Here is a 22,098-nt window from a genome sequence, read left to right on the forward strand (position 1 = left end):
CCAGGCAAGATCGTTCCGCAATAGCTCAGTGGTAGAGCAACCGGCTGTTAACCGGTAGGTCGTAGGTTCAAATCCTACTTGCGGAGCCACTTTCTCTTTTGGAGAGCTGTCCGAGTGGCCGAAGGAGCACGATTGGAATTCGTGTAGGCGGCAAAACCGTCTCAAGGGTTCGAATCCCTTGCTCTCCGCCAGTTTTTCAAATATGTAATGGCCCGTTGGTCAAGCGGTTAAGACACCGCCCTTTCACGGCGGTAACACGGGTTCGAATCCCGTACGGGTCACCATTTAATTTTATATCGTCGCGGGGTGGAGCAGTCTGGTAGCTCGTCGGGCTCATAACCCGAAGGTCGTCGGTTCAAATCCGGCCCCCGCAATTAAGTCCGGTCTCGTGGTGTAGGGGTTAACATGTCTGCCTGTCACGCAGAAGATCGCGGGTTCGAATCCCGTCGAGACCGCCATTTTTATTTTAAAATCAATCATACTACATATGGCTTTGTAGCTCAGTTGGTAGAGCAAAGGACTGAAAATCCTTGTGTCGGCGGTTCGATTCCGTCCAAAGCCACCATATGTGGGGGGGTAGCGAAGTGGCTAAACGCGGCGGACTGTAAATCCGCTCCCTCGGGTTCGGCGGTTCGAATCCGCCCCCCCCCACCACTTAGGGGCATAGTTTAGCGGTAGAACTACGGTCTCCAAAACCGTCAGCGCGGGTTCGATTCCTGCTGCCCCTGTTTTAATTTCATCATGGCGATTGTGGCGAAGTGGTTAACGCACCGGATTGTGATTCCGGCATTCGAGGGTTCAATTCCCTTCAGTCGCCCCATTATTATTGGGCTGTAGCCAAGTGGTAAGGCATCGGATTTTGATTCCGACATGCGAAGGTTCGATCCCTTCCAGCCCAGCCATTTTGCGGAAGTAGTTCAGTGGTAGAATACGACCTTGCCAAGGTCGGGGTCGCGGGTTCGAATCCCGTCTTCCGCTCCAATGACTTTTGGCGCCATAGCCAAGTGGTAAGGCAGAGGACTGCAACTCCTTTATCGTCGGTTCGATTCCGACTGGCGCCTCCAACATAATATGCCGGTGTGGCGGAATTGGTAGACGCGCACGACTCAAAATCGTGTTCCTCTGGAGTGTCGGTTCGACTCCGACCACCGGTATCCGTATGACTCTAACTGAGGTTAGGGTCTTTTTTTATTTTAATTTCATATTTATTCCATATTGATTTGTAAATCAATGTAATTTAAAGTAATATATATAAAGCGATAAAATGATTTTTGTGAAACGGTATAAGAGTTCTATTTTTGTGACTAACTATCAATAGTTAGACATATTATTTATGAAAGAAATAGTACATCAGGAAAAACTATAGAAAAACTAAGTCATGGGGGTATGGTTTTGAAATCAAGAATAACAGAAAGTGAAAGCTCTATTGTTTTGTCAGTTGCTGCTGGACAAACAATTCATTTAATCGAAAAATGCTTTGTGCATGCTCATCCTATCTCGAATGGATATAATTATACACCTACGAAATATATAACATTCCGTCAAGCGAATGGTGGTGTAATGAACAAAATTTACAATATAGATCGAACGTTCCCTATCGAGATGAAAAGTTGGGAAAAGGAAATTAATCAATTTGATATACCAGAAAATATAAAAAAAGAACTCACAGTGTATATTACTAGTCGGTACAAAGATTTTGATTTTGACAAGGCCCCAAAATATAAATTTTATTTATTGCGTTTGCTTTGTGAACTTCCGAATAATCCTCATCCGCCATCAAATAATGCAGGAGGATGGTACTATAACTTGAAAGATTTGAAAGAGAGTACTGGGGTGGTGAACACGATTAAAAAATCCAAATAAGTCTGATTGATTTGGATACTTGTCGTAATAGATATTTTATTTGTTGGCGCTAAGGATTCACTAATTCATGATTTAATTCACTATTATTATGTGAATAGTATCCTGAACAATATTATACGGAGAATTTACTATTTTTAGTAAGCTATGGTGTATCAAACTATTAAACCATTAAGATATAGCGAGATACTTTATTGAGTGACTTTAGAAAAACTTACGAATACTTGTTGACAGATTAATAGTATAGGTGTATATTAACTATAGTCGCTTGAACGACAACAATATTTCATGCGGGTGTAGTTTAATGGTAAAACCTCAGCCTTCCAAGCTGATGACGAGAGTTCGATTCTCTTCACCCGCTTCATATCTCTCTGCCGAGTGGCGGAGAGATTTTTTGTATGCGAAAATATATAGAGGAGGTGAACGGAATGGACCCGTACACATTAAAACAACAAATCTTAGCGTATGCCGAAACCATCGGGATTGATGAGTTGAAAGTGACGACAGCTGATCCGTTCATCGTCATGAAACAGCGACTTATTCGGCAACAAGAGAAAGGGTTTGCCTCTGGGTTTGAAGAGCCCGACTTAGAGAAGCGTACGAACCCAGAACTCTTACTTGAAGAAGCCCAGTCGATCATTGCAATCGCCATCGCCTATCCAAGTAAATTAAAAGATGCGCCCCGTAGTGTCGCCGGCGAGAGACGAGGGTTGTTTGCTCGGGCCTCATGGGGACTCGATTACCATCGGGCGGTCGGCGATCGATTGGCCAAACTTCAAGCGTATATCGAAGAATTGGTTCCAAACGTGCGGACGCGTTCGATGGTCGATACGGGTGAACTCGTGGACCGTGCCGTCGCAGAACGAGCTGGGATTGGATTTAGTGGGAAAAACTGTTCAATCATCTCTCCTGAGAAAGGGTCCTATCTTTATTTGGGCGAAATGATTTTAGATGTTTACTTACCACCGGATGAAGCGATTGAAGACGGATGTGGAGATTGCAATAAGTGTATGACAGCTTGTCCGACGACGGCCCTTGTTGAGCCGGGTGTCCTCGATGCGAAGCGCTGTATCGCCTATCTCACACAGATGAAGACGTTGATGCCACGAGAGTTTCGGTCGAAGCTTGGGGGGCGATTATATGGATGCGACACGTGTCAGCAAGTCTGTCCATATAACCGCAAAAAGGACTGGCGTCACCACGAAGAACTGTTACCGGAAGCTGAGATCGTCAAACCGCTCTTAGAGCCTCTTCTGACATTGAGCAACCGGGAGTTCAAACAAAAGTTCGGACATTTATCGGGCGCATGGCGCGGGAAGAAACCGATTCAACGAAATGCGATTTTAGCACTCGCGCACTACCGTGAGCCTTCAGCGATTCCAATCTTACGGGAATTCATCAAACAGGATGAACGCGAAGACATGCGCGCGACGGCTGTTTGGGCAATCGGTGCGATTCTTGGACCTGAGGCCGATTCGATATTTGAAGAGATTGAACGGAATGAAACGTCTGACATGGTTCATGAAGAGATTCGTATCTATCGAGAGGAGTGGGCACATGAAGATCGTGTCGTCTAAATGGGGAACGTTAGCGTATGAATTAAACGCAGCAGGCAAACTGACGGCTCTTGAGTTCACAACACATGAGCCGACTGACGAGGTGCCTGAGTGGTTGCGGGATCTTATGACGCGAGTCGAGCGGACAGGGTTTCAAGAAGCAGATCGTGCCTACGTTGAAATGAACGGGACACCGTTTCAACAGGAGGTCTGGGATGCGCTCTTGACCATTCCTTATGGCGAGACACGCACATATAAGCAAATTGCTGAACAAATCGGTCGGCCGAAAGCCGTTCGCGCCGTCGGTCAGGCGCTCAATCGAAATCCGTTGCCGATTCTATTTCCGTGTCACCGTGTCATTGGAAGTAGTGGGAAGCTTGTCGGTTTTGCGGGAGGATTGGCTGAGAAACAACGCCTTCTAGAATTTGAAATGAAAAAGTGAGGGAAATCAACCATGGCAATTCATGTCGTAATGTTTCAACCAGAAATACCAGCAAATACAGGGAACGTCTCACGTACGTGTGCGGCGACGAACTCGGTGCTTCATTTGATTCGTCCGCTCGGGTTCTCGACGGATGATAAGATGTTAAAGCGTGCCGGTCTCGACTATTGGCAATTTGTCGATGTACGCTATCATGACTCGTTAGAAGAGCTGTGGGAGAAGCATCCGGATGGTCAGTTCTTTTATATTACGAAGTACGGGGAACAATACCCGAGTGATTTGGACGTTTCAGATGTAGACGGTGACTACTTCTTTGTCTTTGGTCGTGAGACGAAAGGGTTACCGATGGAAGTCATCGAGAACAATTTAGATCGCTGCATCCGTCTGCCGCAATCGAACCTCGTCCGTTCATTGAATGTATCGAATACAGCAGCCATCATCGTATATGAGGCGCTTCGCCAACAGGGATATGCAGGATTGAAATAAAAAAGAGCCGGATTCGTAAGAATCCCGGCTCTTATTCGTTACCCTCAGGTTTACGGTTATATCCAGCTGTCAAAATCGCTGCGAGGAAGACGACGCTGATTCCAACCATCAATAATAGGCCCATCCAAAAATCCCCCTTTTATTCTCCATAACTATAAATAGTATAATATACTTGGTAGGTGAATTGCACTGAATATAAGAAATTACTGTGAAATTGGAGAAGGAACATGAAAACGAATGTGTACTTACTGAGCTATGCCCCACTCATCGGAATTATTTTGTTTTCGATGTCACTTGCGATTGCGACCTCCGAGTACGTGATCCAATGGCTGAATCAAATTGGCGTATATAGTGAAATTATCGAACTATTATCCGTGCAAGAGACGAAAGTGCTCGTGCTCGTCGTATTCTTTACGATTTTCTTTATGTTGTTTAGCGCATTCAAATTGGTGGCCGATACGTTCAATCAACTCGGTTTCGCCTTTTTTGCGCGCGAGACGAATGGCACGTCGCTTCATCGGCTCAAACCTGGGGCCATCATCTTCCTCATCGGGTCTGGAATCAGCTTTCTCTTTTTGAACACGTTACTCGCCGTCATCGCCGTCCTCGTAGGAACGCTCTTGATGTATCTCTTTTACTATGTCTGGCAAGTAAGCCAATCGATGTCCGTCCCACGAGCCATCGGCTTATTGCTTATGCAGGCCGTCATGTGGGCGACGTTGATCAGTGGGTTAGGTTGGTCGGTCCTTCGCTTGTTCAACTCTGTCGGAGATATCATCTTATGAAACATTCTTTTAAACCGACCTCGGATGTGATTGGAGCATGGAGTCAATCATTTGTCCCAGAGGAAACCTTGTATTGGATTGATTCTTCGTTTCTTGAGGATATACCGAGTTCCTGTCTCGTGATTCCGAGGCAGGAGTTTTTTAGTCATCCGCTTTACCGCAGACCCGATATCACGAATCCATATGTGACGTGGCAGATGGGTCAGGACGTGACCCATGTCGTCCATGCGTTCTCTGGCTTTTTGAAGGAATTACAGGAGCACGTCAAAACACGTTTATTGGAATTTCAAGTGACGACCCATCGTGGTCTTGTTTTGCCGATATCAGTCGAGCAGATGAAACGTCTATCGAATGAGATGATTATAGAGAAGGATGGCGCGTGTGTCATCGTTTTGCATCCGCAAAATTGGAATGAGCTCGACATCGAGATGCGTCATTCTCTCCTGCTCGACTATGCGAAGGAGTGGGATCGTTGGGAAGGGGAACCCTGTGATGACTCGATTGCTTCGCATATTGCGGATTATGCAAATCGGTTTCCGATCCAGGATGGAAGTAACTGTCTCGCGGCGACGTTGTTTGCGGTCACGGGAAACGAACAGGTCGTTCACCGATGGGTTCATCCAGAGACGTTCCTTCAGACATTAAAGCGAAGTAGGTACGAAACTGTGAAGGATGATACACTGAGGCCGAATGACGTCCTGACGTTTTGGAGCGACCAAGGGCAACTGGTCCATGCGAGTTACTGTGTGCGACAAGGACTCTATTTCAATAAACATGGTCAAGTCCGTTTCAATCCATGGAAACTAATCAATCACGACGAGTTAATGGAGCATTGGGGAGCATATCGACTTCAAATCGAACGTCGATTATAAAGCAAAAGGAGTCAGTCCACTTTTCAGTGGCTGACTCCTTTTATTGGTGTGCCTGTGTCCAGACAATCGCCGGATACGCACGGTTGGCGAGTTCCGGGAATGGGCGGGGCGTATCGGCACCGAGCCAGATGGCGGTGATGGTGCGATCGGTCAGTCCGACATACCACATATCTTTGTTGTCGTTCGTTGTTCCGGTCTTTCCTCCGAGATACTCAAATTCACGTTTCAGCTGATTCGCATAGCGACCTGTACCGTATGAGGTGACGGTCGATAACGCTTTTTTCATCTCACTAATCGTTTCCGGAGACCAGACTGTCTCTTCCGTTAAGATCGGGGTCAACGTTGGTTCACCGGACTTGAATGTGATTTGTTTGATTGTATGTCCGGATGTATACTCGCCTTTATTTAAGAACGGGGTATAGGCGGCGGCGAGTTCTTTTGGGGAGACGCCTTGTGTGAGACCGCCAAGGGCACTCGCTAAGTTCTCGTCCTGTTCATCCCATTGACTGAACATCATATCAGCTGTCTTATACGCGCGTTCCTGATCGATTGCTGAGAAGGCGGCGAGCGCAGGTGTGTTATACGAGAAAGCGACCGCATCTTTCAATAGGACATCGCCTAACACACGGTTGTGACTATTTCCGGGACAATAAGAACCGTAACAAGCCGGACGACCGTCAAGTACCGTGTCAAGTTTCGCTCCTGTCTCTTCGATAAATGGGGCGAAAACGAGGATCGGTTTGATTGCGGAACCTGGTTGGCGGTACGCCTGGGTCGCTCGGTTGAACTCACCGACCTGCGTCATCTCAGAGTCGACCATGGCCACGATTCTCCCTTGAGGTGTCAGTTCCGTATAGCCACCGTTCACACCGGGAGGGAGTTGACTCATCACCTGTTTTGCTTGTTTCTGCTTCCCGGTGGATAAGTAAGTCTCGATCGTCGCTTCATGCGTGGACAAATATTCTCTCGCCTCGGTATCATCTAAGTCGTAACGTGTCCGTACCAATTGAATCGCTTCACGGACGGCTGTATCCATATAGTCCGGGTATTGAATCGTTTGACTGCGAAACGATGCTTGGAGCTTGACGCCATGATACTGATCGTAAGCACTCTTCGAGAGAACACCCGCTTCAAACAGTTGCGTCAAGATTCGGTCCTTACGCTCAAAAAAAGCATCAGATGGATTGAGCGGATCATAAAGTGACGGATTATTCGGTACTGTCAACAAGTAAGCGAGTTGATTCCAATTCAAATCGTCGAGCGGTCTTGAAAAGTATGTATCGGCTGCCGATTGAATCCCATATACATTATGTCCAAAAAAAATAACGTTGCTATAAGCTGTTAAAATTTCTTTCTTGCTATAATTTTTTTCTAGTGCTCGAGCAAGCAATAACTCTTTCACTTTTCGTTCATATGTCCGTTCATGTGTGAGGTACACGTTCCGTGCCAACTGTTGCGTGATTGTACTCCCACCTTGGACAGATGTCTCGTTCGCGTTATTGATAAATGCTCGGGCAATCCCGCTCAAATCATAACCGGGATGAGCATTGAACTTACGGTCTTCGATGGTTGTAATCGCATCTTGGATATGTTCGGGTAACGCTTTCGGGGACACGTCATTTCTGCGGCCCGCCAAGTAGATTTGCTGTTCTCCCCCGTTGTATGCGAGTGTGACGGCATGCATTGACGAGAGTGGTTGTGCCGATACCAGCTCTTGTCCCCAAGATAGAATTTCATCTGCCTGATCAATCTCTTCTTTCAATGCAGTGGCAAGTGACAAGGAAGCAGCCAAAAGTCCAGCAAAAAATAAGGTTCCAATCCAAGCTCTCATCTATTTCACCTCTCTCTATACATTATATCGTCCAATTTACAAAAAAATAAAAAATGTAAACGTTATCATATAATAATTCGAGAAGGAATACTTTAGGAAAGGGCGAAAAAGGGTAAAAGAGGTTGTATATCACGATTTTGAGGAGGCTTATTATTTATGAAGCAAGAAATGGTTGCGATGCTCCTTGCGGGAGGAGAAGGAAAGCGATTGGGGCCTCTCACGCGAAAAACGGCGAAACCGGCCGTGAATTTCGGCGGAAAGTACCGCATTATCGATTTCCCATTGTCAAACTGCACGAACTCGGGAATTACAACAGTCGGGGTATTAACGCAATATGAGCCACTTGAATTGAATCGTTACTTAGGAATCGGGACGGCATGGGATTTAGATCGTCGCAACGGGGGGTTAGCCATTCTCCCACCTTACCAAGCACAGTCGGGGAAAAACTGGTACGAGGGGACGGCCAATGCAATCTATCGTAACTTGAGCTATATCGATGATTACGATCCAGATTATGTGTTGATTCTTTCGGGAGACCACATCTATAAAATGGACTACGAGAAAATGCTCGAAGCCCATAAAGAAAAACAAGCCGATGTGACCATCTCTGTCATGGAAGTGCCGTGGGACGAAGCGCCGCGTTTCGGAATTTTGAACACAGCGGATGACCTCCGTATCAATGAGTTCGAAGAGAAGCCAGAAGAACCGAAGAGCAACTTGGCTTCGATGGGGATTTACATCTTCAACTGGAGCGTCTTGCGCGAACACTTGATCAAAGATGCTGAAGACGAAACATCTAGCTTTGACTTCGGAAAAAATATCATTCCGAATACCCTTTTACAAGGGCTCGATGTCTTCGCTTATAAATTCAAAGGCTATTGGAAAGACGTCGGTACGATCCAGTCTCTTTGGGAAGCGAATATGGACCTCTTGGAAGAAGAGCCTCCATTCGATTTATATGACCCGGAGTGGAAAATCTATTCGGTCAACCCGAACCAGACTCCTCAGTATATTGGAAAAGACGCTTGTGTCGAACAGTCTGTGATTAACGAAGGGTGTCATATCGAAGGCGAAGTCCAACATTCAGTGCTATTTTACGATGTCCGTGTTGGAGAAGGTTCACTCGTTAAAGACTCGGTGATTATGCCAGGAGCTAGAATCGGGAAGGATGTAACAATTCACAGAGCCATTGTCGCTAGCTGTGCAGTCATTGAAGACGGCGCGACAGTAGGTGAGCCGGGTGGTGAAATCGTTGTTATTGAACCACACGAAAACATTGAAAGTGGAACCGTCTTCAAACAAAGAGTTTGATACGAGTAAAGAGACACGCAAGGAGGCGTTACTGTTGACGAACGATTTATTAGGGGTCATTAACTTAGGAACGGAACAAGGTCTGTTTCCGGAATTTACTGGACATCGTAATCTGGCATCAGTCCCATTCTCAGGACGCTATCGCCTGATAGACTTCACCTTGACAAATATGATCACACAAAATATTAATCAAGTCGGGATCTTTACGTTAGATAAGTATCGCTCATTGATGGATCATCTCGGTTCAGGGAAAGAGTGGGATTTGGACCGTTCGCAAGGAGGTCTCCACATCTTCCCACCAGCGTTGAAACCGGACGGGGAAGCGTATCTTGGCGACTTGGCCAACTTCTCGATGCACCGTGAACACTTCATTCGCAGCAAGCAGCCGTATGTGGTCATCACAGGTTCGAACGTTTTGACGACAATCGATTATACCGACATGCTCGCACATCATAAATCGATGGGCGCGGACATCACGCTTGCCTATACGACCCATGAACAGAAATGTGGCTATTGCCGTCCGATACGCCTTGGGGAGAATGACCGCGTCGTCGGCATCTCTGAGCGCGGATTCTCACCGGATGATGAGTACACGTACACAGAAACGATCATTATGTCGAAGAATCTCTTCATGCGTCTCGTTGATGAAGCGACCTCTAAAGGCGAATATGACCTGTTGGATGGCGTCATTCGTCCCCAGCTTCATCGTTTACACGTGCACGGGTACCATTATGTCGGGAAAATGCAGGTCATTCACTCGGTGCTTTCTTACTATAATGAAAGCATGCGATTACTCCGTGGCGAAGGCATCATTTATGACTTCCCGCATATCTACACGAAAATCAAACATGAGCCACCGACTCGTTATTTGAAAGGATCAAAGGTAAACGAGGCGCTCGTGGCAAATGGATGTAAGATTCATGGCGAGGTGCAAAATAGTATTCTCTTCCGTGGTGTTGAAGTCAGTAAACACGCACGCGTGAAAAACTCAATCATTTCATCAAAATCGATCATTGAAGAAGGAGCTGTCGTTGAAAACGCGATTTTGGATAAAGAAGTTGTTGTAAAACGAGGACAGGTCATCCGAGGCACAATCGACGAACCGATTGTCATCGCGAAACGAACAGTGGTATGAGGAGGATTTTATGAAAATTTGGTATGTTGCTTCAGAAGCGGCACCGTTCATGAAAACGGGGGGGCTGGCCGACGTTGTCGGTTCGCTCCCTCAAGCGGTGGCGGGCCTAGGAGAAGAAGTCAGTGTTGTCATGCCGAAATATGGCTCGATCGCTGAAGAGTATGTGGACGAGATGGAGTATTTATTCGACCTGATTGTTCCGGTCGGGTGGCGCAAACAGTTCGGGGCAGTCTTGAAGTTAGAGCGGGACGGCATCACGTATTACTTCATCGACAACGAGTATTACTTTAAACGTGACGGTGTCTTATATGGACACTTTGATGATGCTGAACGATTCGCCTTCTTCTCTCGCGCTGTACTCGAAATGATTGGGAAGATGGAAGACGTACCCGATGTCCTGCATTGTCATGACTGGCAGACAGGTATTTTACCGGCCTTCTTACGAATCCATTATCAACATATTGAAGCGTATCAACGCATTCGCACCGTGTATACCATCCATAACCTACAATACCAGGGGATTTTCCCAGAAGAGATTCTTGGAGAATTGCTACAGTTCGGTCCTGAACATTTCACGGCCGAAGGAATTCAACATAACGGTCTCGTCAATTACATGAAAGCCGGCATCGTCCATTCCGATCAAATCACGACCGTCAGCCCGTCGTATCGCGACGAAATCATGGAACCCTATTACGGTGAAGGGTTAGACGGGGCGTTGCGTCATCGTGCGGTCGACGTACGTGGTATTTTGAACGGAATTGATTTGGCGACAAACGATCCGAATACGGACCAACGGATTGCAGAGACGTATAATCTCGACACCTACAAAGAAGGAAAAGTTGTCAACAAGCGGGCATTACAAGAGCGACTTGGTCTTGAAGTGCGAGACGATGTCATGCTCATCGGTTTTGTCAGCCGACTCGTTGACCAAAAGGGGCTCGATTTAATCAACGGTGTCCGTGAAGAACTTGGACAGCTTCCTTGCCAGTTCGCGTTCCTCGGTTCGGGACAACCGGAATATGAAGGAATCGTTCACGAGATGACAGCTGCTCACCCAGGGAAAGTCGGGTCATATATCGGTTTTGACATCGAACTCGCCCACTTGATTTACGCGGGATCGGATGCCTTTTTAATGCCGTCACGTTTTGAGCCTTGTGGTCTCAGTCAATTGATTTCCATGCGATACGGCACCTTGCCAATCGTGCGTGAGACAGGTGGACTCCGAGATACCGTGAAGCCGTACAACGAGTTCACGCAAGAAGGGACCGGTTTTGGATTCATGAACTACAATGCTCATGAGATGTTGGCGACGATCGAAAAAGCGATTCGTGTCTTCTATGAAAAAGAAAACTGGCATGCCCTCGTCCATCAGGCGATGACCGCGGACTATAGCTGGAAACAATCCGCCAAGCAATATCGTGAGTTATATCATTTATTCGCATGAGTGGAAGGAGCTAACTTGATTTATGTTCACAGATAAACAAAGCTTTGTCGACGCATTTAAAGAACGGTTCATCGCATTGAACGGGAAGTCGATCGAGGATGGGACAGAGCAGGAAGTGTATCAAACATTGGCAACGATGGTACGCGAGCAGGCCATGCCCAAATGGATTCACACGCGTGACCGTCAAGAAGAAAAACACAGTAAGCAAGTCATCTATTTCTCGCTAGAATTTTTATTAGGTCGCTTCTTATACAACAACTTGCTCAGTTTAGACGTATTGGAGCTCGTTAGAGACGGACTGCAAGATCTCGGATACGACTTCACAGACATTACCGAGTTGGAACCAGAGCCGGGTCTTGGGAATGGGGGGCTCGGGCGCCTGGCCGCCTGCTTCCTCGATTCGTTGGCTGCACTCAGTTTACCTGGGCATGGAAATGGGATTCGCTATCGTTATGGACTCTTCAAACAGAAAATTGTAGACGGCTATCAAGTCGAGCTGCCGGATAACTGGCTCCGTGACGGGAACATGTGGGAAACGAGACGTCAGGATAAAGCGGTCGAAATTAATTTCGGTGGCTGGATTGAGATGAAACAAATCGGAGATCGATTGCGTGTCGTCCATCATCCAGACGAGGTTGTTCTTGCCGTTCCGTATGATATGCCGATTATCGGTTATAAGAATGATGTCGTGAATACATTACGTCTTTGGAACGCCGAATCACCACTTGACGACGAGGCGTATTTAGAGAAGACGAAAGGGACGTATAAAGACTTGTTGAAACATAAACAGTCGATTGCTACGATTTCGGAATTCTTGTATCCAGATGATACGACGTATGAAGGAAAAGTATTACGTTTGAAACAACAATACTTTTTTGTATCTGCAGGCATTCAATCGATGCTTGCTTCCTATTTGAAGCGAAATAAATCACTTAAGCAGTTAGGCGACCATTACGCGATTCATATCAATGATACGCATCCGGTCGTCGCAATTCCTGAATTGATGCGCATCTTGATGGATGAGCATGGATACGGTTGGGACGAGGCGTGGCGGATTACGAAGAGCGTCATGTCGTTCACGAACCATACGCTACTCGCAGAAGCGCTTGAGAAATGGCCGGTCGAGATGTACCAACGCCTCCTGCCGCGCGTGTATCAGATCATCGAAGAAATCAATCGACGTTTCTGTCGAGACGTACTCGTCAACTATCCGCACCTCGAATCCCATATGGGAGAGATTGCAATTGTGTCAAACGAACAGATCAATATGGCCAATCTCGCTGTCGTCGGTTCTCATTCAACGAACGGCGTAGCGCAAATTCATACGGATATTTTAAAACAGCGCGAGATGCGTTACTTATATGAGATGTTCCCGCTTCGCTTCAACAACAAGACGAACGGGATCACACACCGTCGCTGGCTCTTGAAGTCGAACCCGGGATTATCCGACGCCATTACGGAAGCAATCGGCCCGTCATGGATCGAACATCCGAACGACTTGGAAAAGTTGATGGATGTTTCGAAAGACCGGAGCTTCCAAGAAAAAGTCATGGACGTGAAGCAACAAAACAAATTGGACTTAGCGGCATACATTCAAGAAGAAACGGGAGAGAAAGTGGACCCTCATTCCATCTTTGACGTACAAGTCAAACGCTTGCACGCCTATAAGCGACAATTGCTGAATGCCCTTCACATCCATGCGCTTTACTTGAAGATTCAAGCGGACCCGACGTTTACGATGGTGCCTCGCACGTTTATCTTTGGCGCCAAGGCGGCACCGGGATACTACTATGCGAAAGAGATCATTCGCTATATCAATGCCCTTGCCACGCTCATCAATAAGGACAAGCGGGCGAGTCAATTCATTAAAGTCATCTTCCTTGAAAACTATCGTGTCTCCATGGCCGAACGGATTTTCCCAGGGTCTGACTTGAGCGAACAAATCTCGACTGCGAGCTATGAAGCATCCGGTACCGGAAACATGAAATTCATGATGAACGGAGCCTTGACGATTGGAACGTTAGACGGGGCCAATATCGAAATTCGTGACGCTGTTGGTGATGATCACATCTTTATCTTTGGATTATCTCCGCAAGAAGTCATGAACTATAAGAAGTTCGGAGGCTATCATGCGGCAGAGATGTATCACGCACATCAGGAAATCAAAGACGTGGTCGATGGTCTTGTCAACGGAACGTTCGATAAAGTGGGCGAATATCAATTCCAATCCATCTTCGATTCTCTCCTCGTCTATAACGATGACTTCCTCGTCTTGAAAGACTTTGTCTCGTATATGCGGGCACAGCGACGAGTCGATGAGGTGTTCAGTGACCAATCACGTTGGGCTGAAAGCTCAATCGTCAATACGGCGAAGTCAGGAATCTTCTCGAGTGACCGTACCATCACGGAATATGCGAACGCGGTCTGGAATATCAAACCGACGAGCGTAAAATAAAAAGGATCCACCCTTAGGGGTGGACCTCGTTTTCTGGATAGCTGATCCAATCGGAATAGGATCCCGGATAGAGTCGGACATCATCTTTTCCGAGAGCGTGAAGCGCCAAAATATTGACGCAGGCGGTCACACCGCTACCACAGTAAAAGATGGGGTTCTCAACGGGAAGAACATCTTTATACAGTTCTTTTAAGTCGTGGAAGTCTTCTAACGTCCCGAGTTCTGTGATGGCCTCGGCATAGGAGCAGAGCAATGCGTTCGGAATGTGACCTGCTTTTGAATCGATTGGTTCGTGTGTGCCGTTGAAGCGATCTTCGGTTCGTGAATCATAGAGCGAGCCGCTCGCAGCAGCTTTCACTTCATCGAGTGTCGCAATCATATGGTCTTGGAAGTCTGGCGTATAGTCGCTTGTCGGATAGTGTGGAACGTCCGTAGTGGTCTCACCGCAATAAGTGATGCCAGATTGGATACCGCCTTCTAACACAACGACCCGTTCGTGACCGGCCCATTTGAAGAGCCACCATGCACGGGCTGCGAATGGGAAGCCGTCATCGTAAATGATGACCAAATCTTCTTTTTTCAAGCCGATGCGACGAAGTGTTGCCGTCCATGCTTCTTTCGAAGGGAGCGGATGACGTCCGCCGTGTTCGCCGAGCGGACCGGACAAGTCTTCCATCAAATCGAGAAAGATAGCGTTCGGAAGATGTCCCTTTCGGTAGACATATTTACCATAGGACGCGTCGTTTAGCGAATATCGGCAATCGATGAAACGAATCGAGTTCGTATGCACGATTTGTTTTAATTCTTGGGCACGCATTGTTGGAAACATTAATATCACCTCGAGGTTTCGTTACTCTCATCGTATACAAGATGGAAGCAATTGGCGAGTACTTCGATTGAATTTTTTGAGGGTGAAAGGGGAATGAATCATGACATGGCAACAAACGTATGACCGTTGGAATCAATTCGAAGGGCTCGAGCCGCATTTACGTGCGGAACTTGAAGAACTCGCAAAAAATGAAACCACATTAGAAGATGCATTTTATAAGACGCTCGAGTTTGGAACAGGCGGGATGCGTGGAGAAATCGGACCAGGTGCGAACCGGATGAACGTCTATACGATTCGAAAAGCGTCACAAGGATTTGCTGATTTTATCTCAGCATCAGGGGAAGATGCGAAACGTCACGGCGTCGTCATCGCCCATGACTCACGTCATTTTTCGCCTGAGTTTGCATTAGAAGCGGCGCGGACATTGGCGTCAAACGGAATCAAGACGTATTTGTTCCCAAGTTTGCGAGCCACACCTGAACTGTCGTTTGCCGTTCGTCATTTAAATGCGTTCGGTGGCATCGTGATCACGGCGAGCCACAACCCACCGGAATATAACGGATTCAAGGTATATGGGGCAGACGGAGGACAGCTTCCACCAGCGGAAGCGGATGAACTCGTGACGTACGTCAATGCGATTGAAGACGAGCTGAAAATTCAGATTGAAGATGAAGCGGCGCTCCGACAAACGGGGCTACTCCTCACAGTTGACTCATCAGTCGATGAAGCCTATATGGAGGCGCTCCAGTCGATTCGGATTCATCATGACATACAGGACAGCCCGCTTCGGATTGTCTATTCACCACTCCATGGGACGGGACGCCGTCCGGTCATGGAAGGGCTGAAGGCGTATGGATTTGAGCACGTGACCATCGTAGAAGAGCAGGCAGAGCCAGACGGTGCGTTCCCGACGGTCAGTTATCCGAACCCGGAAGAAAAGGCTGCATTTAAATTAGCGATGGAATACGGGGACCGGGTCGAGGTTGATTTGCTCATGGCGACGGACCCGGATGCAGACCGTGTTGGCTTAACCGTGCGCGGACGGGACGGGGAATGGTTCGTCTTGACCGGTAACCAAACGGGTGCGCTATTAATGGAATACATCCTGTCGCAAAAGAGTGAGACAGGTACGTTACCTTCGAATGGATTTGTCGCCAAGACAATCGTCACGTCTGAACTCGGTGCTGCGATTGCAAAAGCGTACGGCGTACATCTCGAAAACACGTTGACTGGATTCAAGTTCATCGGTGAGAAGATCAAACAATATGAAGAATCAGGCGAATATGAATTCCTCTTTGGGTATGAAGAAAGCTACGGCTATTTGATTGGAGACTTCTGTCGTGATAAAGATGCCGTTCAGGCTTGTTTACTCGCAGCCGAGATGGCAGCTTATCATAAACAGCACGGTCGGACGCTTTATGATGCGTTACAGTCGATTTACGAGAAGTATGGATTCTACGAAGAGTCCTTGCAGTCGATGACGTTAAAAGGAAAAGCTGGTCTCGAGCAAATCGGACGGATGATGGAAGCGTTCCGTGCCAATCCGCCAAAAGAAGTCGGTGGATATGAAGTCGTTCGTTTCGAAGACTATAAGAAACAAGTGGCGACCGACTTACAGTCCGGTAAATCGGAAACGATTGAATTGCCATCATCAAACGTCTTGAAATTCGTCTTTGCGGACGGTTCGTGGTTCTGTCTTCGCCCATCTGGAACCGAGCCGAAAATCAAGTTTTATTTCAGTGTGCATGCGGATCGTGCCGAGAAGACGACTGCAAAACGTGAAGCGATTGAAGCGGATGTTATGAAACAAGCGAAAGCGATTGATTGATGAGGAACATCACTCTAGAAATAGGGTGATGTTTTTTGTTTGACATGAAGACATCGCGCCAGTATGATGAGGATATTGTTTAAAACCGTGTAATCATATAAGGATTATAGGAAAGGCGGAATCATTATGAAAAAGACATTAACGAGCGTACTCGCAATCGGAGCTTCAGTCGGGCTTCTTGCAGCTTGCGGTAACGAAACAGACAGTGGAGCGGACGAAGCGGTCATCACGGTCGGAACAGAGGCGACATACCCACCATTCACGTACAAAGAAAAAGGTGAATTGATGGGATATGATATCGACGTCTTGAACGAAGCGGCAGAACGTGCCGGTTACAAAGTGGAATACGAAGCAATGGACTTCAAAGGACTTGTCCCAGCACTCGATGCTGAGCGTATCGATATGATTGCTAACCAAATGAGCATCACGCCTGAGCGCGAAGAGAAATATGCGTTCTCTGACCCGTACGCTGTGTCAGGAGCTCAAGTCATCGTCGGTTCAGACAACAATGAAATCCAAGGCATTGACGACCTCGATGGAAAAGTAGTCGGATCGACACAAGGTTCGGTCTATGCGCAAATGGCTGAAGAAGCTGGCGCTGAAGTCAAGTTTTATAAAGGGGCGAACCAAGTCCTTCAAGACCTCGAAGTGGGTCGTTTGGACGCGGCCCTCAACGACCGTCTCTTCATCTTGACGGAACTCGAAAAAACAGGCTATGACGTCAAAGCAGTCGGTGACATCTTCAATACAAGTGAAGCTGGATTCATGACACGTCAAGATAGCGACGTGCTAGACAAGTTGAACGATGCGCTCGCAGAGATGAAAGAAGACGGCACGATGAAAGAAATCGGTGAGAAGTACTTCGGTGAGGATATCAGTCAATGAATGAACTGATCACGACCGTCATAGATAACCGCTCGGTCTATCTTGAAGCCGTCCAGCTCACGTTGATCGCCAGTGTCCTGTCGATTCTTCTCGCCTTGGCGCTCGGTCTGATCATCGCTTTACTTCATAGTAGTCCGATTAAAATCGTACGGTTGTTCACACGGACGTACATTTCGTTCTTCCGTGGAACACCGCTCTTACTTCAGTTGCTGATCTTGTATGTCGGGCTCACCGGGTTCGTTCAACTCAGTGGGATGCAGGCGCTCATCTTTGGATTAGGCTTCCACTTCGCTGCCTATATCTCAGAGGCTTTCCGAGCAGCCATCAACTCGGTCGACAAAGGACAAGTGGAGGCGAGTGTCGCGCTCGGTATTCCGAAAATGAAACGCTTCAAAGACATCATTTTCCCGCAGGCGCTCTCACGTGCCATCCCACCTGTCTCGAACTCGGTCATCGACATCATCAAGTCAACGTCACTCGGTTCGGTCATCGCGGTTCAGGAGTTAACGTACGTGTCTGACCAAATTGCGGCCACGACGTATTTAGTCATGCCGTTGCTCTTGTTCTCGGCGTCGATCTACTGGATTTTATCGACCTTGATCCAAGCCGGTCAACACAAACTCGAACGGCGTTACGCGATTCGATAAGAAAAAACCTCGATTCAGACGAATCGAGGTTTTTTGTATACCTTAACGGATGACTTGTTCTGTCTCTCCGTCGAAGAAGTGTGCTTTTGTCATATCGAGTGCGAGTTCAACATCGTCACCCATGTGGATGTTCGAGCGACCGTCAACGCGGGCTGTGAACTGTTGTCCACCGAGTTCAGCGTAGAGGTAAGACTCAGAACCCATGAGCTCAGCGACATCGATGTGCGCTTTGAACGTGTGTGTCGTTGGTGAGTCGATGTAGATTGGCTCATCGTGGATTGATTCCGGACGAATTCCGAGGACGAGCTCTTTTCCGACATAGCCACGATCACGAAGCGTCTTCATTTTTCCTTCTGGTACGTTGACTTCTTCACCGTTCGTGATGAATTTGCCTTCTGCGAGTGTACCGCGGAAGAAGTTCATCGATGGTGAACCGATGAAGCCGGCGACGAAGATGTTATCTGGATGATCATATACTTCTTTCGGCGAACCGACTTGTTGAATGATTCCGTCTTTCAAGATGACGATCCGTGTAGCGAGTGTCATCGCTTCCGTTTGGTCATGGGTAACGTAAATCGTCGTTGTATCCAAGCGGTTGTGCAATTGGATGATCTCTTTACGCATTTGTACACGGAGTTTCGCATCCAAGTTTGAGAGTGGCTCATCCATCAAGAAGACTTTTGCGTCACGGACAATCGCACGACCAATGGCAACACGCTGACGTTGTCCACCTGAGAGCGCTTTTGGTTTACGCTCGAGGTATTCTTCCAAGCCGAGAATGCGGGCAGCGTCTTTTACGCGACGATCGATCTCGTCTTTTGGGAACTTACGGAGCTTCAACCCGAACGCCATGTTGTCGTAGACGCTCATGTGCGGATAAAGTGCGTAGTTTTGGAAGACCATGGCGATATCACGATCTTTAGGAGCGACATCGTTCATTCGTTTCCCGTCAATGATAAAGTCTCCGTTTGAAATCTCTTCAAGTCCTGCGATCATACGAAGTGTTGTCGATTTTCCGCAACCAGACGGTCCGACGAAGACGATGAACTCACGGTCTTTGATGTGTAAGTTGAAATCGCTGACGGCTTTTACGCCACCATCGTAAATTTTATCAATGTGTTCTAAACGAATTTCTGCCATGTCGTTAGCCTCCTAAAGAATCTATGTGTATATAATAGCGCTTACAAGAACGATTATATGATGAAACCGCTTGCATTGAATATGGACAAGTTGCACAAAAACCGTTAATCGGATTTGTGCAACATGACCATGAGTTGAAGGAGGCTAGCGTCATAGAACGTTCGAGCATCGTAACCCGTCGTCTCAAATAGACGATCGAGCCGATAATTTAGCGTGTTTCGATGCATGAACAGTGCTTTGGCGGTATGCGAGACATTCAACGAGTGACGAAACAACGCCTCTAATAATTCGATTGTCGATAAATCGAGCATTTGCATTAACGGGGCAGTGATATACATCCGCTCTTTTAAGTCCTGCTGTTGTAGTAAATAATGGTATAATAATTGACTAGCAGGGTAAGTTTTAGTAGACATACGTGCGTATGGCATGAGTAATTGATGTTGACGATACACATGGGCGAGCGAGCCTTGCGGACGTTCGCTATAGATCGCATGCGCCTCGATGAAACAGTCACTCGCAATGGCGCGCAATACGTCCTCAAACTCCTGAAGATCGACGAATGGATTTTGTTCAATCAGCTCGATATGTCGTGTCGACATCAAGATGACCTCGGCATGCGGCATAAAGTCACGGACGATACTAACGAAGGATTCGAACGCTTCTTCTTCCGCTTCTTGGAGAGAAAGAGAGATGAGCCGAAACGGTTGCTCAAAACGAAACGTTTCATCTTGAAGGGTTGCTTGCCATTTTCGCTGATGGGGATCAGATTGAAGGATTGGCGTCGCCCATAGCGCCAACAGCTTTTGTTCGCGTTCGCTCAGTTCGAACGCGGGGAGTCCGAATAGGGTACCATCTTGCGTCTCGAACCAATCAAGGTCACCAGATGCATCTTCCGACCGATGGACAGCAGTCGGAAAAATCGATTTAATACGATCAAACGTATTCAATACTATCACCTCAACAACAATGTATCATATTTCAGATCGGAGGCTTGCAGTTTGGACGGGTTATTAAAGATTTTACTCATGATATTGATCGGGGCGACCATCGGGGGCGTGACCAACTTTCTCGCCATCAAGATGTTGTTCCGACCACATGAACCGAAATACATCGGTTCATTTCGGATTCCTTTTACACCAGGACTCATTCCGAAACGTCGAGATGAACTGGCATCTAGTCTAGGGAAGACGGTCGTCAAACACTTATTGACACCAGAGGGTATGCGGAAGCGATTGCTAGATGACCAAGTGACGACGCATATTACGCACTTTGCGCAACAAGAGGTTCAGACGATGTTACGCTCGGATAAGACGGTTCGAGAGTTGTTGGAACCTCTCTATCCGAACGCAGAGGCACGATTCCTCACGTTAGCAGATGACAAATTACGTGACGAGTTATCGAGCGTCATGGCTGAAGTGAAAGAACGGAAGCTGTTTGAATTACTTGGAGAAGAAGGGATGGACCGTGTACGAGTAGTCATTCCTGAAGTCGTTGAGGCGCTTCTCGTCAAATCAGAAGAATATTTCTATTCTCCGGAAGGTGAGGCGCAACTTCGTCACATGGTTGACTCATTCGTCCAGCGTCGTCTCGGATTTATCGCAGGGTTCATTCAAAACATGAACTTTGTCGAGATGGTTCGACCAGAAATCGTCAACATCTTACGTGGTCAATCGACCCGTGACGGAATGACGACGATGATTACGCGTGAATTTGAGCGATTCAGTGAGAAGACGGTCGATACGTTAATCGATGACCGACTCGAAGCACGACTCATCGATGGCATCACAGACCAAGTCGTATCTCGTTTGCCAATCGGACAATTATTGAATCGTCCGATATCGTGGTATACACAGTCCGTCGAATCCCGCATTGTCGACGAACTCGTTCCACAAGGTGTCACGCTTGTCATTGAGCGCTTCACGAACCAAATGGAGACAATCATGGACCGATTGAAGATTGATAAGATTGTGCAAGAGCAGGTCCAATCACTCGACACGTCGTACCTCGAAGAGATCGTCTTATCGATTTCGAAACGAGAGTTTCGGGCAATAACATGGCTTGGTGCTCTGTTAGGTGGTATGATTGGGTTGATTCAAGGGTTGATTGCCATCTTGTGATGGCTCTATGCCCTAATAGCATTTAGGAGGACGTTACATGTCACAAACAAACTTGTACGACCAAGCTTACCAATTGGAGAAAGCACTTCGCGATTCTGAAGAGTTCACAACACTCTCTTCTTTATACGATCGTGTCAATGCGGATGCGGAAGCGAACCAGTTGTTCGCTGACTTCCGTAACATCCAAATGACGCTTCAACAAAAGCAGATGCAAGGAGAGGAAATCTCTGAGCAGGAAATGATGGATGCGCAAACGAAAATGATGAACGTTCAACAGAACGAATTGATCATGGAGCTCATGCAAGAAGAGCAACGCATGCACCAACTCGTTACAGAAGTGACGAAAATCATCATGAAACCACTCGAGGAGCTTTATGCCCCGATGGTGAACGAAAACGAAGTTCAATAACAAATGATGTGCGGATGGCTTTAGAGCCATCCGTTTTTTTGTTGATGAGATTGTCACACGCTTTAA

At 47.2% G+C, this 22,098-nt stretch carries 19 protein-coding genes and 14 tRNA genes; 29 read left to right on the forward strand and 4 right to left on the reverse strand.

Translation table 11 applies throughout. The features are described from left to right. Positions 1-14: 14 nt before the first annotated feature. The 20 genes from KNO78_RS00005 to KNO78_RS00100 all read left to right on the forward strand — a co-directional run bounded on the left by KNO78_RS00005 (position 15) and on the right by KNO78_RS00100 (position 6,001). Positions 15-89 (forward strand) — tRNA-Asn (locus KNO78_RS00005). Between the two features lie 11 nt (positions 90-100). After that, positions 101-191, forward strand: a tRNA-Ser gene (locus KNO78_RS00010). Between the two features lie 18 nt (positions 192-209). Continuing rightward, positions 210-284: transfer RNA gene (locus KNO78_RS00015), tRNA-Glu, on the forward strand. A gap of 16 nt (positions 285-300) precedes the next feature. Next, a tRNA-Met gene (locus tag KNO78_RS00020) sits at positions 301-374 on the forward strand. Positions 375-382: 8 nt separating this feature from the next. Further along, positions 383-458, forward strand: a tRNA-Asp gene (locus tag KNO78_RS00025). A 31-nt stretch (positions 459-489) separates the two neighbouring features. Further along, positions 490-565 (forward strand) — tRNA-Phe (locus tag KNO78_RS00030). A 5-nt stretch (positions 566-570) separates the two neighbouring features. Continuing rightward, positions 571-654, forward strand: a tRNA-Tyr gene (locus KNO78_RS00035). Positions 655-657: 3 nt separating this feature from the next. Beyond that, positions 658-728: transfer RNA gene (locus KNO78_RS00040), tRNA-Trp, on the forward strand. 16 nt (positions 729-744) lie between these two features. Beyond that, positions 745-820 (forward strand) — tRNA-His (locus tag KNO78_RS00045). Positions 821-827: 7 nt separating this feature from the next. Next, positions 828-902 (forward strand) — tRNA-Gln (locus tag KNO78_RS00050). A gap of 4 nt (positions 903-906) precedes the next feature. Then, positions 907-981, forward strand: a tRNA-Gly gene (locus tag KNO78_RS00055). Positions 982-990: 9 nt separating this feature from the next. Further along, positions 991-1,064: transfer RNA gene (locus KNO78_RS00060), tRNA-Cys, on the forward strand. A gap of 9 nt (positions 1,065-1,073) precedes the next feature. Continuing rightward, a tRNA-Leu gene (locus KNO78_RS00065) sits at positions 1,074-1,154 on the forward strand. Between the two features lie 238 nt (positions 1,155-1,392). After that, positions 1,393-1,863 carry a hypothetical protein gene (locus KNO78_RS00070; RefSeq protein ID WP_214691250.1) on the forward strand — a complete coding sequence of 157 codons (471 nt, stop codon included), beginning with the start codon at positions 1,393-1,395 and terminating at the stop codon, positions 1,861-1,863. Between the two features lie 287 nt (positions 1,864-2,150). After that, a tRNA-Gly gene (locus KNO78_RS00075) sits at positions 2,151-2,221 on the forward strand. A gap of 67 nt (positions 2,222-2,288) precedes the next feature. Then, positions 2,289-3,437 carry a tRNA epoxyqueuosine(34) reductase QueG gene (queG, locus tag KNO78_RS00080; protein ID WP_074037692.1) on the forward strand — a complete coding sequence of 383 codons (1,149 nt, stop codon included), beginning with the start codon at positions 2,289-2,291 and terminating at the stop codon, positions 3,435-3,437. Continuing rightward, positions 3,418-3,858 (forward strand): methylated-DNA--[protein]-cysteine S-methyltransferase, encoded by a 441-nt coding sequence (locus tag KNO78_RS00085; RefSeq protein WP_211781619.1) that lies wholly within the window; start codon positions 3,418-3,420, stop codon positions 3,856-3,858. The genes queG and KNO78_RS00085 overlap by 20 nt, the downstream gene beginning before the upstream one ends. Positions 3,859-3,870: 12 nt before the next feature. Beyond that, positions 3,871-4,344 (forward strand): tRNA (uridine(34)/cytosine(34)/5-carboxymethylaminomethyluridine(34)-2'-O)-methyltransferase TrmL, encoded by a 474-nt coding sequence (gene trmL / locus KNO78_RS00090; RefSeq protein WP_015880908.1) that lies wholly within the window; start codon positions 3,871-3,873, stop codon positions 4,342-4,344. A gap of 227 nt (positions 4,345-4,571) precedes the next feature. Then, positions 4,572-5,129 (forward strand): DUF5366 family protein, encoded by a 558-nt coding sequence (locus KNO78_RS00095; RefSeq protein WP_015880910.1) that lies wholly within the window; start codon positions 4,572-4,574, stop codon positions 5,127-5,129. Then, the gene (locus KNO78_RS00100) at positions 5,126-6,001 is read left to right on the forward strand and encodes a hypothetical protein (RefSeq protein ID WP_214691249.1); all 876 of its coding nucleotides are present in this window, start codon (positions 5,126-5,128) and stop codon (positions 5,999-6,001) included. The genes KNO78_RS00095 and KNO78_RS00100 overlap by 4 nt, the downstream gene beginning before the upstream one ends. A 40-nt stretch (positions 6,002-6,041) precedes the next feature. On the opposite strand, the gene KNO78_RS00105 is transcribed toward KNO78_RS00100, so the two are convergent. Beyond that, positions 6,042-7,832 (reverse strand): transglycosylase domain-containing protein, encoded by a 1,791-nt coding sequence (locus tag KNO78_RS00105; protein WP_214685796.1) that lies wholly within the window; start codon positions 7,830-7,832, stop codon positions 6,042-6,044. 156 nt (positions 7,833-7,988) lie between these two features. Here KNO78_RS00105 and KNO78_RS00110 point away from each other — a divergent pair, with 156 nt between their 5' ends. The 4 genes from KNO78_RS00110 to KNO78_RS00125 are packed head-to-tail and all read left to right on the forward strand — an operon-like array spanning position 7,989 to position 14,177. Then, the gene (locus KNO78_RS00110) at positions 7,989-9,143 is read left to right on the forward strand and encodes a glucose-1-phosphate adenylyltransferase (protein ID WP_015880913.1); all 1,155 of its coding nucleotides are present in this window, start codon (positions 7,989-7,991) and stop codon (positions 9,141-9,143) included. Continuing rightward, positions 9,076-10,278: a glucose-1-phosphate adenylyltransferase subunit GlgD gene (glgD, locus tag KNO78_RS00115; protein WP_236548973.1), complete on the forward strand. Its 1,203-nt coding sequence runs from the start codon at positions 9,076-9,078 to the stop codon at positions 10,276-10,278. The genes KNO78_RS00110 and glgD overlap by 68 nt, the downstream gene beginning before the upstream one ends. A gap of 10 nt (positions 10,279-10,288) precedes the next feature. Then, positions 10,289-11,722, forward strand: coding sequence for a glycogen synthase GlgA (gene glgA / locus KNO78_RS00120; RefSeq protein ID WP_214691248.1), 1,434 nt, complete (start codon positions 10,289-10,291; stop codon positions 11,720-11,722). Positions 11,723-11,744: 22 nt separating this feature from the next. Then, a complete protein-coding gene (locus KNO78_RS00125) occupies positions 11,745-14,177 on the forward strand; it encodes a glycogen/starch/alpha-glucan phosphorylase (RefSeq protein WP_214691247.1) in 2,433 nt (810 codons plus the stop codon). Between the two features lie 13 nt (positions 14,178-14,190). Here the strand turns inward: KNO78_RS00125 and KNO78_RS00130 are convergent, their stop codons facing one another. Continuing rightward, a complete protein-coding gene (locus KNO78_RS00130) occupies positions 14,191-15,006 on the reverse strand; it encodes a sulfurtransferase (protein ID WP_214691246.1) in 816 nt (271 codons plus the stop codon). Between the two features lie 100 nt (positions 15,007-15,106). Between KNO78_RS00130 and KNO78_RS00135 the strand changes: the two genes are divergently transcribed. The 3 genes from KNO78_RS00135 to KNO78_RS00145 all read left to right on the forward strand — a co-directional run bounded on the left by KNO78_RS00135 (position 15,107) and on the right by KNO78_RS00145 (position 18,366). After that, positions 15,107-16,834 carry a phospho-sugar mutase gene (locus KNO78_RS00135; RefSeq protein WP_214691245.1) on the forward strand — a complete coding sequence of 576 codons (1,728 nt, stop codon included), beginning with the start codon at positions 15,107-15,109 and terminating at the stop codon, positions 16,832-16,834. A gap of 126 nt (positions 16,835-16,960) precedes the next feature. Continuing rightward, entirely contained in the window at positions 16,961-17,719 is a 759-nt protein-coding gene (locus KNO78_RS00140; RefSeq protein WP_196431497.1) for a transporter substrate-binding domain-containing protein, read from the forward strand. After that, positions 17,716-18,366 (forward strand): amino acid ABC transporter permease, encoded by a 651-nt coding sequence (locus tag KNO78_RS00145; protein WP_074037683.1) that lies wholly within the window; start codon positions 17,716-17,718, stop codon positions 18,364-18,366. The genes KNO78_RS00140 and KNO78_RS00145 overlap by 4 nt, the downstream gene beginning before the upstream one ends. 42 nt (positions 18,367-18,408) lie before the next feature. Here the strand turns inward: KNO78_RS00145 and KNO78_RS00150 are convergent, their stop codons facing one another. Next, positions 18,409-19,506, reverse strand: coding sequence for an ABC transporter ATP-binding protein (locus tag KNO78_RS00150; protein WP_159563604.1), 1,098 nt, complete (start codon positions 19,504-19,506; stop codon positions 18,409-18,411). 104 nt (positions 19,507-19,610) lie between these two features. Continuing rightward, positions 19,611-20,462, reverse strand: a complete 852-nt coding sequence (locus tag KNO78_RS00155) for a PucR family transcriptional regulator (RefSeq protein WP_308162641.1) — start codon at positions 20,460-20,462, stop codon at positions 19,611-19,613. 69 nt (positions 20,463-20,531) lie between these two features. Between KNO78_RS00155 and KNO78_RS00160 the strand changes: the two genes are divergently transcribed. After that, positions 20,532-21,623, forward strand: a complete 1,092-nt coding sequence (locus KNO78_RS00160; RefSeq protein WP_214691285.1) for a DUF445 family protein — start codon at positions 20,532-20,534, stop codon at positions 21,621-21,623. 37 nt (positions 21,624-21,660) lie between these two features. Beyond that, positions 21,661-22,032: a YlbF family regulator gene (locus tag KNO78_RS00165; protein ID WP_015880924.1), complete on the forward strand. Its 372-nt coding sequence runs from the start codon at positions 21,661-21,663 to the stop codon at positions 22,030-22,032. The last annotated feature ends 66 nt before the right edge of the window (positions 22,033-22,098 follow it).

Origin of the sequence: Exiguobacterium sp. s132 (assembly GCF_018617235.1) — a bacterium.
Lineage (GTDB): Bacteria > Bacillota > Bacilli > Exiguobacteriales > Exiguobacteriaceae > Exiguobacterium > Exiguobacterium profundum.